General features: G+C 64.1%; 9 protein-coding genes. 5 read left to right on the top strand and 4 right to left on the bottom strand.

Features of this window, described 5'->3' with window-relative positions; translation table 11 throughout:
• Positions 1 to 3: 3 nt before the first annotated feature.
• Positions 4 to 636, bottom strand: coding sequence for a histidine phosphatase family protein (locus QO207_RS20725; protein ID WP_301534198.1), 633 nt, complete (start codon positions 634 to 636; stop codon positions 4 to 6).
• Positions 637 to 931: 295 nt separating this feature from the next.
• Here QO207_RS20725 and QO207_RS20730 point away from each other — a divergent pair, with 295 nt between their 5' ends.
• On the top strand, positions 932 to 1,903 hold the full coding sequence (locus QO207_RS20730) for a sensor domain-containing diguanylate cyclase (protein ID WP_301534199.1): 972 nt from the start codon (positions 932 to 934) through the stop codon (positions 1,901 to 1,903).
• Positions 1,904 to 1,910: 7 nt separating this feature from the next.
• On the opposite strand, the gene QO207_RS20735 is transcribed toward QO207_RS20730, so the two are convergent.
• Positions 1,911 to 2,312 carry a hypothetical protein gene (locus QO207_RS20735; RefSeq protein ID WP_301534200.1) on the bottom strand — a complete coding sequence of 134 codons (402 nt, stop codon included), beginning with the start codon at positions 2,310 to 2,312 and terminating at the stop codon, positions 1,911 to 1,913.
• 221 nt (positions 2,313 to 2,533) lie between these two features.
• Here QO207_RS20735 and aceE point away from each other — a divergent pair, with 221 nt between their 5' ends.
• From aceE to QO207_RS20750, 3 genes are all read left to right on the top strand, one after another.
• Positions 2,534 to 5,182 (top strand): pyruvate dehydrogenase (acetyl-transferring), homodimeric type, encoded by a 2,649-nt coding sequence (aceE, locus tag QO207_RS20740; RefSeq protein ID WP_301534201.1) that lies wholly within the window; start codon positions 2,534 to 2,536, stop codon positions 5,180 to 5,182.
• Between the two features lie 11 nt (positions 5,183 to 5,193).
• Positions 5,194 to 7,116 carry a dihydrolipoyllysine-residue acetyltransferase gene (gene aceF, locus QO207_RS20745; RefSeq protein WP_301534202.1) on the top strand — a complete coding sequence of 641 codons (1,923 nt, stop codon included), beginning with the start codon at positions 5,194 to 5,196 and terminating at the stop codon, positions 7,114 to 7,116.
• A gap of 490 nt (positions 7,117 to 7,606) precedes the next feature.
• Positions 7,607 to 10,723 (top strand): autotransporter domain-containing protein, encoded by a 3,117-nt coding sequence (locus QO207_RS20750; protein ID WP_301534203.1) that lies wholly within the window; start codon positions 7,607 to 7,609, stop codon positions 10,721 to 10,723.
• Positions 10,724 to 10,810: 87 nt separating this feature from the next.
• Here the strand turns inward: QO207_RS20750 and QO207_RS20755 are convergent, their stop codons facing one another.
• Both QO207_RS20755 and QO207_RS20760 read right to left on the bottom strand, forming a co-directional pair.
• The gene (locus QO207_RS20755) at positions 10,811 to 11,674 is read right to left on the bottom strand and encodes an MBL fold metallo-hydrolase (RefSeq protein WP_301534204.1); all 864 of its coding nucleotides are present in this window, start codon (positions 11,672 to 11,674) and stop codon (positions 10,811 to 10,813) included.
• Positions 11,671 to 12,147: an N-acetyltransferase gene (locus tag QO207_RS20760; protein WP_301534205.1), complete on the bottom strand. Its 477-nt coding sequence runs from the start codon at positions 12,145 to 12,147 to the stop codon at positions 11,671 to 11,673. The genes QO207_RS20755 and QO207_RS20760 overlap by 4 nt, the downstream gene beginning before the upstream one ends.
• Before the next feature lie 93 nt (positions 12,148 to 12,240).
• On the opposite strand from QO207_RS20760, the gene QO207_RS20765 reads away from it, so the two are divergent.
• Positions 12,241 to 13,821: a RimK family protein gene (locus QO207_RS20765; protein ID WP_301534206.1), complete on the top strand. Its 1,581-nt coding sequence runs from the start codon at positions 12,241 to 12,243 to the stop codon at positions 13,819 to 13,821.
• The last annotated feature ends 22 nt before the right edge of the window (positions 13,822 to 13,843 follow it).

The raw sequence follows: 13,843 nt of genomic DNA on the forward strand, positions 1-13,843 counted from the left end.
GTACTACCGCGTCGGCCAGCGATCCGCGTCCAGATAGCCCAGCAACTGAGTTGCAGTTCTACCGTCGCTGAGCACGAACAGCGAGGAGGCGTAGTCGGGGGTGGCCGGGTCGGTCACGCTCACCGAGTGCTCCAGGTCCTCGATGCATTCGCTGTGGGTCACCAGGATCAGGTTGCGGTGCGCAACCTTGTGCTCCAGCGCCTTCTGCAACATCGCCCCCTGACAGTCATACAGCCACGGCTGCTCCACCGGCGTCTGGTCGAACATCGACTCGGCCGTCTGCGCCGCACGCAGCTGATCGCTGCTGAGAACGTCGGCGTTGCCCAGACCGAGGGCGGCAAAGCCCTGACCCAGCTCATGCGCGCTCCGGCTGCCACGCACGGTGATGCCTTCGGCGGACGCCAGGCAGGGTGAGCTGGAGCGGTCGCAACGTTCGGCGTGGCGCACCAGCACGATCAGGTCGCCCTGCTGCCAGTGTTCGCGCAGCTGTTGCTGGAGCGCCGTATTGCCCTGCAGGTTCTCGGGGCGCGAGGAGTCCAGCGGCAGGAAACCACTGAGCAGGCCGATCAGGGGCAGGATCGCTACCAGTGGCAAGAGGCGCCGGGACATCGAGCTGAGGGACTGGGGAATCGGCATGGGGCTCCGCCGTACTGCAATGGAATACATCGTTCGTCCATTCCTGGCCTGCGCGGGGCAGGAGGCCCGACCCATCCCTGGGGTTTCCATCGCACTGCGGGTTGTCAGATGGCGGGCGAGCAAACCCTATCGCCAGAATCGTGAAGATCCCGTTATGAATTGCTGAAGAATCCGTACAAGGCGGATTGACCGTCCGTCGCCCTGTCGCACCGGAGTCGCGAGTTGGCGCATCGCTGCGGACTTTGCGTCATCGGACTGTGGTAGAAACAAGGCACAGTGCCATCAGGGGTCAGTCATGCCGTACGACACCGTCAGCGAAAATCCCGTCTACCAGACCTTGCTCGAATCCACCCGCGCCATCCCGTGGAAGATCGACTGGAAAACCATGACCTTCGCCTACATCGGCCCGCAGATCGAAGAGCTGCTGGGCTGGAGCCAGGCCAGTTGGGTCAGCGCCAACGACTGGGCGGACCGCATGCACGCGGAAGACCGCGAGCGGGTGGTGAACTTCTGCATCTCGCAGTCCCGCGAGGGCACCGACCACGAGGCGGATTACCGCGCGCTGACCACCACCGGCGAGTACGTGTGGATCCGCGATGTGGTGCACGTGGTGCGCGACGACAAGGGCGAGGTGGATTCGCTGGTGGGCTTCATGTTCGACATCAGCGAACGCAAGCGCGCCGAGGAGCAGCTGATCATGCTGCAGCGCCAGCTGGAGGAGTACTCCTACAAGGACGGCCTGACCGGCGTGGCCAACCGGCGCATGTTCGATTCGGTGCTGGATACCGAATGGGGCAGCGCCCAGCGCAGCGGTCAGCCGCTGTCCCTGGTGCTGCTGGATATCGACTATTTCAAGCAGTTCAACGACCACTATGGGCACATCCGTGGCGACGATTGCCTGCGCATCGTCGGCAAGGCCCTGGCGTTTGCCCTGCACCGCCCGCGGGACTTCATCGCGCGCTTTGGCGGCGAGGAGTTCGTGCTGGTGCTGCCGGAAACCGACAGCGAGGCCGCCCAGCAGATCGCCGAGCGTTGCCGCGACGCGCTGCGCGAGCAACGCATCGTCCATGAGAAGTCCGGGGTTTCCGACCTTCTGACCATCAGCCTGGGGGTCGGTACTGCCGTGCCCTCCTCCAACGACCGCCCGCTGGACTTCGTCGCCGCGGTGGACCGCCTGCTCTACCGGGCCAAGCAGGCCGGCCGCGACCGCCTGGTGGCGGCGCAGTGGCAGCGGGGGGATGACTTGCGACGTGACGCAGTGCGATGAACGAAAGTTAAATCGGTGGCCGGGCATGGAAGCCCAGGTAAAGCCCCTTCAATTGCTGCGGTAGGCAATTCCAATAGGGATGCGCCAGCTCACCGGGGACCTGCCAGAAAAGATTCTCCACCAGGGAAACATCGATGCAGTTGCGGACTTCATCACTGCCCAACTCGAACTGCACATCGACGTAATTGAACAGTTCAGAGCAACGTTCGAGAAGTTGGTGGCGTTGCATCAAGGCACAGAGGCTATTCGCGAGACTGCCAAACCATGAGTAGGCGAAGGCGATATCCACCTCCCCCCACAGTCGAACATGCTCTCGATCGGCGCGCTCTGCCAGATCGGGAAACCGCCGCCGAATCTCGACGTAAAACGCCTCTACTGTTTGCATCGCCTTGTCGTCCCCTTCGATCAAGAGCTGGATCTTAGTGTTGTTTTAGTTCAGCTGCGACGTCCTGACTCGACCAACCGGGCAGGCACGGGCGCCAGAGCTGTCTAAGCTCTATAGCCACACGCGCGTGCCGGCGGCAGCGCGGCGGCCTCACAAGGGTTGCCGCCCGCTGCGCCAACCCCATGGAACACCTGGCCCGGAGCCGGCATTGCGTAGAGCCGACCCCGTAACCAGGACCCCTGACCATGCACGATATCGACCCCGTCGAAACCCAGGAATGGCTGGACGCGCTGGAATCCGTACTGGAAAAAGAAGGCGAAGAGCGCGCCCACTACCTGATGACTCGCTTAGGCGAGCTGGCCAGTCGTACCGGCACGCAGCTGCCCTACGCCATCACCACGCCCTACCGCAACACCATCCCCGTCAGCCATGAGGCGCGCATGCCGGGCGACCTGTTCATGGAGCGGCGCATCCGCTCGCTGGTGCGCTGGAATGCGCTGGCGATGGTGATGCGCGCCAACCACAAGGACCCGTCGCTGGGCGGGCACATCTCCACCTTCGCTTCCTCGGCAACGCTCTACGACATCGGCTTCAACTACTTCTTCAACGGCCCGACCGAGGAGCACGCCGGCGACCTGATCTACTTCCAGGGCCATGCCTCGCCGGGCTTCTATGCCCGCGCCTACATCGAGGGCCTGCTCACCGACGAGCAACTGGAGAACTTCCGCCAGGAGGTGGACGGCAAGGGCATCTCCTCCTACCCGCACCCGCGCCTGATGCCGAAGTTCTGGCAGTTCCCCACCGTGTCCATGGGCCTGGGGCCGATCCAGGCGATCTACCAGGCGCGCTTCATGAAGTACCTGGAGAGCCGCGGCTTCATTCCCGCCGGCAAGCAGAAGGTCTGGTGCTTCCTGGGCGACGGCGAGACCGACGAGCCGGAGTCCCTGGGCGCGATTTCCCTGGCCGGGCGCGAGAAGCTCGACAACCTGATCTTCGTGGTGAACTGCAACCTGCAGCGCCTGGACGGCCCGGTGCGCGGCAACGGCAAGATCATCCAGGAGCTGGAGGGCGTGTTCCGCGGCGCCAACTGGAACGTGATCAAGGTGATCTGGGGGCGCATGTGGGACCCGCTGTTCGCCAAGGATACCGCCGGCCTGATGCAGGCGCGGATGGACGAGGCGGTGGACGGCGACTACCAGAACTACAAGGCCAAGGACGGTGCCTTCGTCCGCGAGCACTTCTTCGGCGCACGGCCCGAGCTGCTGGAGATGGTCAAGGACCTCTCCGACGAGGAAATCTGGAAGCTCAACCGTGGCGGCCACGATCCGTACAAGGTCTATGCCGCCTACCACGCAGCGGTGAACCACAGCGGCCAGCCCAGCGTGGTGCTGGCCAAGACCATCAAGGGCTACGGCACCGGCACCGGCGAGGCGAAGAACATCGCCCATAACATCCACGAGATCGACGTCGACAGCCTGCGCGCCTTCCGCGACCGCTTCGACATCCCGATCAAGGACGCGGACCTGGCCAAGCTGCCCTTCTACCGCCCCGACGAGGGCAGCGCCGAGGCGCGCTACCTGAAGGAACGGCGCGCCGCCCTGGGCGGCTTCATGCCCCATCGCCACGGCAACAGCCAGCGCATCCCGGCACCGCCGCTGGAGGCGCTGAAGGCGTTGCTGGACGGCTCCGGCGACCGCGAGATTTCCACCACCATGGCCTTCGTGCGGATCATCTCGCAGCTGGTCAAGGACAAGGAGCTGGGCCAGCGCATCGTGCCGATCATCCCCGACGAGGCACGCACCTTCGGCATGGAAGGCATGTTCCGCCAGCTCGGCATCTATTCCTCGGTGGGCCAGCTGTACGAGCCGGTCGACAAGGAACAGCTGATGTTCTATCGCGAGGACAAGAAGGGCCAGATCCTCGAAGAGGGCATCACCGAGGCCGGCGCCATGTCGTCGTTCATCGCCGCCGGCACGGCGTACAGCAACTACCGCCAGCCGATGCTGCCGTTCTACATCTTCTATTCGATGTTCGGCTTCCAGCGCATCGGCGACCTGGCCTGGGCAGCCGGTGACAGCCTGACGCGCGGCTTCATGCTCGGTGGCACCGCCGGGCGCACCACGCTCAATGGCGAGGGCCTGCAGCACGAAGACGGCCACAGCCACGTGCTGGCCTCGGTCATCCCCAACTGCCGCACCTACGACCCGACCTACTCCTACGAACTGGCGGTGATCATCCAGGAAGGCGTGCGGCAGATGATGGAAGAGCAGCAGGAGGTCTTCTACTACATCACCGTGATGAACGAGAACTACCCTCACCCGCCGCTGCCCAAGGGCGTCGAGGCGGGCATCATCAAGGGCATGTACCTGCTCGACGAGGACAAGAAGGCGGCTGCGCACCATGTGCAGCTGCTCGGCTCGGGGACCATCCTGCGCGAGGTGGAAGCGGCGGCGAAAATCCTCCGTGAGGACTTCTCCATCGGCGCGGATATCTGGTCGGTACCCAGCTTCAACGAACTGCGCCGCGACGGCCTCGCGGTGGAGCGCTGGAACCGCCTGCATCCGGGGCAGAAGCCACGGCCCAGCTACGTCGAGCAGTGCCTGGGCGGACGGCGCGGGCCGGTGATCGCTTCCACCGACTACATGAAGGTCTACGCCGACCAGATTCGCCAGTGGGTGCCGACCAAGGAATACAAGGTGCTGGGCACCGACGGCTTCGGCCGCAGCGACACCCGCGCCAAGCTGCGCCACTTCTTCGAGGTGGACCGCCACTGGGTGGTGCTCGCCGCGCTGGAGGCCCTGGCCGATCGCGGTGACATCGAGCCGAAGGTGGTGGCCGAGGCCATCGCCAGGTTCGGCCTCGACCCGGAAAAACCCAACCCGCTGGACTGCTGAGGAGAGGCACCGTGAGCGAGACCATTCGCGTACCCGACATCGGCAACGGCCAGGGCGAAGTCATCGAACTGCTGGTCAAGGTCGGCGACCGTATCGAAGCCGAGCAGAGCCTGCTGACCCTGGAATCCGACAAGGCCAGCATGGAGATTCCCGCACCCAAGGCCGGCGTGGTGAAAGCCATCAAGGTGAAGGTCGGCGACACCCTCAAGGAAGGTGACGAAATCCTTGAGCTGGAGGCCGAGGGCGGCGCTGCCGAGCCCAAGGCCGAAGCCAAGGCCGAGGAGCCCGCCAAGCCTGTTGCCGAAGCGCCCAAGACGGCTGCCGCGCCGGCGCCTTCCGGTGGCGGCGGCGTGGAAACCATCAAGGTGCCGGACATCGGCAATGGCCAGGGCGAGATCATCGAGCTGATGGTCAAGGTCGGCGACCGCATCGAGGCCGACCAGAGCCTGCTGACGCTGGAGTCCGACAAGGCCAGCATGGAGATTCCCGCGCCCAAGGCGGGCGTGGTGAAGGCGATCAAGGTGAAGATCGGCGACACCCTCAAGGAAGGTGACGACATCCTTGAACTGGAAACCGAGGGCGGTACTGCGCCGGCCAGCACGCCAGTCGCGGCGGCGCCCGCCTCCTCTCCGGCTCCTGCGAAGGAAGAGAAGCCAGCGCCCGCCCCGGCTGCCAGCGGCGGCGTCGAGACCATCCGCGTGCCGGATATCGGCAACGGCCAGGGCAACGTCATCGAACTGATGGTCAAGGTGGGTGACTCCATCGAGGCCGACCAGAGCCTGCTGACGCTGGAATCCGACAAGGCCAGCATGGAGATTCCCGCGCCCAAGGCCGGGGTGGTGAAGGCTATCAAGGTGAAGATCGGCGACACCCTCAAGGAAGGCGACGAGATACTCGACCTGGAAGTCGCCGGCACGGCTCCTGCACCGGCCGCCGCCAAGGAGTCAGCCCCTGCGCCGGCGGCGAAAGCCGAACCGGAAAAAGCGCCGGAAGCAGCCCCGGTCGGGGCACCCAGCCGCGACGGCACCAAGGTACATGCCGGCCCCGCCGTGCGCATGGTCGCCCGCGAGTTCGGCGTCGATCTCGCCCAGGTCACCGGCACCGGGCCGAAGGGCCGCATCCTCAAGGAAGACGTGCAGGCCTTCGTGAAGGAGCAGCTGCAACGCAGCAAGTCCGGCGCGGGTGCAACTGGCGGCGCCGGCATCCCGCCGATCCCGGAAATCGACTTCAGCAAGTTCGGCGACGTGGAAGAAGTGGCGATGACCCGGCTGATGCAGGTCGGCGCCAGCAACCTGCACCGCAGCTGGCTGAACGTGCCCCACGTGACGCAGTTCGAGTCCGCCGACATCACCGAGGCCGAAGCCTTCCGCATCGCGCAGAAGGCGGCGGCGGAAAAGGCCGGGACCAAGCTGACCATCCTGCCGATCCTGCTCAAGGCCTGCGCCCACCTGCTGCGCGAGCTGCCGGACTTCAACAGCTCGCTGGCCCCCAGCGGCAAGGCGCTGATCCGCAAGCAGTACGTGCACATCGGCTTCGCCGTGGACACGCCGGACGGCCTGCTGGTGCCGGTGATCCGCGACGTCGACAAGAAGGGTCTGCTGCAACTGGCCCTGGAAGCCGCCGAGCTGGCGGAGAAGGCGCGCACCAAGAAGCTTTCTGCCGATGCGATGCAGGGTGCCTGCTTCACCATCTCCAGCCTCGGGCACATCGGTGGCACCGGCTTCACGCCGATCGTCAATGCGCCGGAAGTGGCGATCCTCGGCGTGAGCAAGGCGGCGATACAGCCGGTGTGGGACGGCAAGGCCTTCCAGCCACGGCTGATGCTGCCGTTGTCATTGTCCTATGACCACCGGGTGATCAACGGGGCGGCGGCGGCGCGCTTTACCCGCAGGCTGGGTGAGGTGCTGGGGGATATTCGAAGTCTGTTGCTCTGAGAAACCAACACTCCGCTTGCCTCAACTGCCCCGCCATCCCGGCGGGGTTCTTTTATCCGCACCATGTCATCCACAACGTCGAAACAACAGTGCGCAAGAAGATAAATATCTTGATCAAAATCAATTGATTAGAAAAGAAATAAAATAGGAAAAAACGCATCTGCAGATGCCTGGAGACTGCTTATTTTTCTGGAGTCACTCCCAAAGAATCCCGGCGTTCTTTTTCAAGAGAGCGCGCTGCCGCTCCTGTGGCAACGCCTGCCAACACACTCTTTGGGATCCATCACCAGAAATGAAAAACAAACAGAAGTTCTTCAGGAACAGAATCTCCCTCGCCATCTCCATGGCTGCAGCTCTGCCTTGCCTGCAATTGATGGCAGAGGACACACGCACGGCTTCGAACTCTCAGGGCCTACCGATCTTCCAGGTCAATTTCTTCGACACGACCGATGGTCAATTCATGCCAGGTGATAGCGATAGTGCTGCGGGAATGACGTCCACCTGGAACCTGGACGAACAGCAGAAGAGCCAGGTGATGGATGCCATGAAGTACTGGGCAAATGTCATTACCCCTGCTCCCGGTATCAGGCCTGCAATATTGAACGTGGGGACCTTCAATACCGACGATAACGCCGCAGGTTCCAGCGGCGATGGCCCGGATGTCGGTGGCCACATCATCACGCAACTCGAAGCAGCCCTGACCGGCCGAGATCCCGGCGCGCTTAAATTCGGCGCCGACGGCTACTTCGTCCTGGGCAAGATGGGGTTCAGTACTCAGGCCTCCATTCCCTCGCAGATTCCCCTGCATGCAGAGCCCGACCTGACAGCCACCGCACTGCACGAACTGGCCCACGGCCTGGGGCTAACCAACACGACCCACGAAATCACGGAAAGCACCGATCCTTCCAACCCCACCTATACCCCCCAGTTCGACGACAAACTCAATGCCTGGGCCATCGGGCTGCGAGACGACAATGGCAACCCGGCGCACGCCGGGCAGACCATCCTTTGCACGGGCTGCGCGAATCCGTACAGCGCAGATGCCTTCGATGTTCGCAAGGACCAGGGCTATTTCACCGGCGAACACGTCAGCGAAGTCCTGGCCGGCGCCATGCCCGGCGTGCCGGTGAAGATCCTCGGCACAGACGGTAGCGTCGATGACGACTACATGAGCCACAGCGAGCTGAAGAACAGCCTGATGAGCCACCAGCAAATCCGCAACTATGTCACCTTCATGGAAGCGGAGCTGGCGGTACTGCAGGACCTGGGTTTCACCATCGACCGGCGCAATTTCTTCGGCTATTCGGTGTATGGCGACAACCTGACCCTGGTCAACCAGAACGGTTATTTCCAGCGCAACGCCGAGGGCACTGCCTACCTGGCAGGTCAGGCCAACACCACGACCCAAGGCCTGGGCCTCCACGTCTACGGGAGCCATAACCAGATCCACCAGGCAGCGGATCTTCTGGCCAACGGTGCGGGCGCCGCTGGCATTCGGGTGGACGGCGTCGGCAACACCCTGACCATCGATCCGAGTACCACGGTCCATGCTGATGGCCTGAACGGCCGTGGCGTGCTGTTCACCTACGGCAGCAATCACAACTTCGTGCAGCGCGGTGAAGTACAGGCATTGGGCGAAGGCGGTATCGGCGCCGAATTCAATTTCGGCAACAACCTCCTGGGTAACGACTCCGGCTTCTACTCCTCCTTCAATGCAGCGTATGCGGACCTGCAAGGAGCATTAGTCAACAACGTCGATATCAGCGGCCGTCTGGCAGGCGCCGACGCAGCTATTTCCATTGCCAGCAACGCCGCCGTGAGAAACATCAACTTCCTCAACGGCGCCAAGGTGCATGGCGACATCCGCTCCGACTACGTTATCAACTATGGGGACGGAACCCCCTTCCTGACCCAGCTCACCTTCGGCAACCTGGCCGACGATAATGGCCGCGCCCTCGCTGCTGCCGATCCGAACTTCAAGTTCAGCTTCGACGACGACATCGACGGCGTCGCCAGCTTCGCCATCAAAGCCGTAGGTGGCACGACTACGCTGAATGGTTCGAACACCATCTACAGCGTGGACGTGGCCGAAGGCGCCACCCTCGGCGGCAGCGGTAACTTCACCCTGAACAAGGCCGGTACCTTCGTGAACGCCGGCACCGTCGCCCCCGACGGCACCATGGCCATCAAGGGCGATTACACCCAGGCCGCCAGCGGCAAGCTGCTGATCGATGTCGATGCCAAGGGCCAGCACGACACCCTTACCGTCAGCGGCAAGGCCAAGCTCGATGGCCAACTGAGCGTGACGCCGGAGCGCGGCTGGTATGCCCCAAGCTGGAAGCTCAACACCGCCAGCCTGCTGAAAGCCGGTTCCACCGAAGGCGCCTTCAGCCAGGTCAATGCCGACTTCGATTCGCCGACCCTGACACTGCTCAGCACCCCCCTCGCCAACGGCAGCTACAACCTGAGCCTGACCCGCGCCGCCGACGCCTACAGCCAATATGCGCAGGACCGCAACGGCGAGCGTGTGGGCGAGGCCCTGTCGAGCATCGCCCCGCTCGCCGGCAGCGACCTGCACAAGCTCTACACCACCCTGGACTTCTCCGCCGCCGACGGCAGCACCATCGCCACGGCGCTGGACCAGCTCTCGCCGTCCGCCTACAGCGCTATGGTCGCCAGTTCCGTGCAACGCGAGCAGCAGGTGGCCGATGCGATCAGCAAGCGTGAACCGGGCAAACTCGCCCTGGGCCAGTGGCAGACCTTCATCCAGCCCTTCGGCGGCAACACCCGGCAGAACGGCGACAGCCACAGCGTCGGTTACACCGGCAACAGCTACGGTGTGATCTTCGGTGCCGAAACCGTGGCCTCCGCCGAAGGCGCCCTGGTGGTCGGCCTGCACGGTGCCGCCAGCAAGCAGACGGTCAGCCTCAAGGACCCGCTGAGTGGCGATGGCAACACCACCGCCCTGGAGCTGGGCGTGCACGCGCGCTACGCGCTGGACCCGATGGTCGGCCCCTACATGCTCGGCAGTGCCCGCGTTGGCTACGAAGAAGGCGAGCTCAAGCGCAAGCTGAACTTCGCTGACTACTCGACGCAGAACAAGGCCGACTGGAACGGCACCAGCGCATCGGTCGTCGGTGGCGGCGGTTATCGCTTCATGGTGAACGAGAACGTCAGCGTCGGCCCGATCGCCACCCTGACCTACACCAGCCTGTGGCGCGACAGCACCCACGAAAAAGGCGCCGACGGCACCACCCTGAAGCTGGATTCGCAGCAGTTCGATTCGCTGCGTTCGAGCATCGGCCTCAGCAGCGCCATGGCCTTCCCGCTGGGCGCTGGCCAGGCGATCAAGGCCGAGGCGCAGATCACCTGGAACCACGAGTTGCTGGATACCGATGTGCTGCAGGACGCGACCTTCGCCAACTACCCGGCGACCGGTTTCAACAGCAAGAACACTGCATTCGGCCGCGACTCCATGGGCCTGGGCGGCAGCGTGCGCTACCAGTTGAGCAAGGACATCGACATCGGCGCGGGCGTCTCCAGCGACCTGTTCCGCACCGGCTACAACGCGGTGTCGGGCAACCTGTCGCTGGACTGGCGTTTCTGATCCACCCTCCCCGCACCCTGGTGCGGGGAACACAGTTCCTTTGGTGTTTTGCCGCCCTTTTCGGGCGGCATTTTTTATTCCGCCCGTTTACATCCGATCCAGCGGAATCCGCAGGTAACGCACGCCGTTGGCCTCGGCTGGCGGCAACTCGCCGCCGCGCATGTTCACCTGGATAGACGGCCAGATCAGCGCCGGCGCGTTGAGCGAGGCATCGCGCTCGTTGCGCATGCTGACGAAGGCGTCTTCCCCTACCCCGTCATGCACGTGAATGTTGGTCTCGCGCTCACGGGCCACGGTCGTCTCGTGCTGATGCTCGTCCCGCCCAGGCGCCAGGTAGTCATGGCACATGAACAGCCGCGTCTGCCCCGGCAGAGTGAAGAGCCGCTGAATGGAGCGGAACAGCTGGCGCGCATCGCCGCCGGGGAAGTCGCAGCGCGCCGTGCCGTAGTCAGGCATGAATAGGGTATCGCCGACGAACGCGGCATCGCCGATCAGGTAGGTCATGCAGGCCGGCGTATGGCCGGGCGTATGCAGCGCCTGGGCCGGCAGTTCGCCGATGCTGAAGTGCTCGCCGTCTTCGAACAGGTGGTCGAACTGGCTGCCGTCGCAGGGGAACTCCTCGCCCAGGTTGAACAGACCGGCAAAGGTGCGCTGCACCTGGGCGATGCTCGCGCCGATGGCCAGCTTGCCGCCCAGCTCGCCCTTGAGCCAGGCGGACGCAGACAGGTGATCGGCATGCAGGTGAGTCTCCAGCAGCCACTCTACCGTCAGCGCCTGCTCGCGCACGTAGTCGAGGATGCGCCGGGCGCTGGCATTGCCGATGCGGCCGGCCGCGGCATCGTAGTCCAGTACCGGGTCGACGATGGCGCAGCGCCCGGTGCTGTGGTCCGCCACCACGTAGCTGTAGGTGGACGTGGCCGGGTCGAAGAAGTGCTGGATCTGTGCAGTCATGCCGGGCTCCCTTCTGCTGCCCCGACGCCGATGGTTTTCTCGTAGCGCCAGGCGTCGCTGCCATCCTCGTAGAAGCCGGCGGACCGGCCGAAACACCGGTAGCCGCGCCGCTCGTACAGGCCGATGGCGACCGCGTTGTCGATGCGGACTTCCAGCCGCAGCCGCGTGCAATCTCGCTGGACGGCCAGCGCCTCGATGTGCTCCAGCAATCCGCTGCCCACGCCCTGACCTCGTGCCTGCGCGGAAATCGCCAGGGAGTATAGGCGCGCGACAGCGGCACCCCGGCGCAACAGCAGCAGGGCGTAGCCCAGCAAGGCTCCGTTGCGCTCGGCGACCAGCAATGCGGCACTGGGAGCCGCGAGCAACTGGCGAAAGCTGCGTTCGCTCATGCGGTCCTGCGCGAAGCACTCCTCTTCCAGGTGCAACAGGGCCGGCAAATCGGTGCGCTCGGCAAGGCGGTATAACAACGACATGGGTTCTCCGTAAAACTTTCGTAATGGTTCGGGACATTCCGGAAAGTTGCTGCTTAATAGAAACACGGCAACTTTCAAACAGGTCCGTCAGCAATGTCTTCGTTACACACTAACTTCCATGAAAAGTTCAGCGCAAGTTCCCTCCAGCCCATCACCGAGCCCGCTGCGGAGCTACCTTCAGCCCACTCCAGCCAGGTCCTGATCATTGTCGAGCGCAAGGAAGACTGGGCTTCGTATATCCCCAGCGAGGATATGCTGAGCGCACGGGAATATCTGGAGGACTCACGCCAGTTCGATGCGGGAAAACGCTTTCAGGTAATCAACCTGTGCCGAAATTACAAATACCTCGGCCATGGTTATTACTGTTCCCTGCTTGCCGAAGCGCGCGGGCACAAGGTGATTCCTTCGGTGCGTACCATCAGCGAACTGGCGAAGAAATCCCTCTATGGGCTGGCTCTGGACGGCCTGGAGAAGACCCTGGAAAAAGCCCTCGACCAGCACCCCTGCGCCAGCACCGACGGCTTCACCCTGCGCCTGTACTTCGGCCGCACCGACCTTGAGCCGCTGCAGCCCATCGCCCGCCAGCTGTTCGAGGCCTTCCCCTGTCCGATCCTGCTGGTGGACTTCCGCCGCACCGATGCCTGGCACATCGCTGGCGTGCGCCCCGGCGCGCTGCACAAGCTGCGGGAGAACCAGGAGGACCAGTTCGCCGACGCCCTCGACCGCTTCAGCCGCCGCGTCTGGCGCCAGCCCAACTCGCGGCGCCTGGCGCGCTACGACCTGGCCATCCTGCACAACCCGACCGAGAGCCTGCCGCCGTCCAACGCCCGCGCGCTGGAGAACTTCGTCCGCGTCGGCCGGCAACTGGGCATCGACGTCGAGCTGATCGAGAAGAAGGACTACGCACGGCTGGCGGAGTACGACGCGCTGCTGATCCGCGAGACCACCAGTGTCGACGACCACACCTACCGCTTCGCCAAGAAGGCCGAGAGCGAGGGGCTGATCGTGATGGACGACCCGGCGTCGATCCTTCGCTGCACCAACAAGGTCTACCTGACCGACCTGCTGCGCGGCCAGGGCCTGGGCATGCCGGACACGGAAATCCTCTACAAGGACAACCCCCAGGAGCTGGAGCGCGTCGGCGCGCGGCTGGGCTTCCCGCTGGTGCTGAAGATTCCCGACGGCTGCTTCTCCCGCGGCGTCTACAAGGTCGAGGACGCCCAGCAACTGCGCAGTGTCAGCGCCGAGCTGTTCGAGCATTCGGTACTGCTGCTCGCCCAGGAGTACCTCTACACCGAGTACGACTGGCGCATCGGCATCCTCAACCGCAAGCCGGTGTTCGCCTGCCAGTACTTCATGTCTCGCGGGCACTGGCAGATCGTCGAGCACAAGGCCGGCGGCGAGGTGATCGGCGAGTGCCGCACGCTGCCGGTGGAAAGCGCGCCGCCCGCCGTGGTGGAACTGGCGCTGAAGACCGCCAGCCTGATCGGCGACGGCCTGTATGGCGTGGACCTCAAGGAGGCGAACGGCGAGGTGGTGGTGATCGAAGTGAACGACAACCCCAACCTCGACGCCGGCATCGAAGACGCCTGCCTCAAGGACGACCTCTACCGCCAGGTGCTGGAGGAATTCATCCGCCGCCTGGAACTCAAGCGGCGCGGCCAGGCGCTGTGATCCGCCCCCTCAAGGAGAACCC

It is taken from the genome of Pseudomonas sp. CAN1 (assembly GCF_030462585.1).
Lineage (GTDB): Bacteria > Pseudomonadota > Gammaproteobacteria > Pseudomonadales > Pseudomonadaceae > Pseudomonas.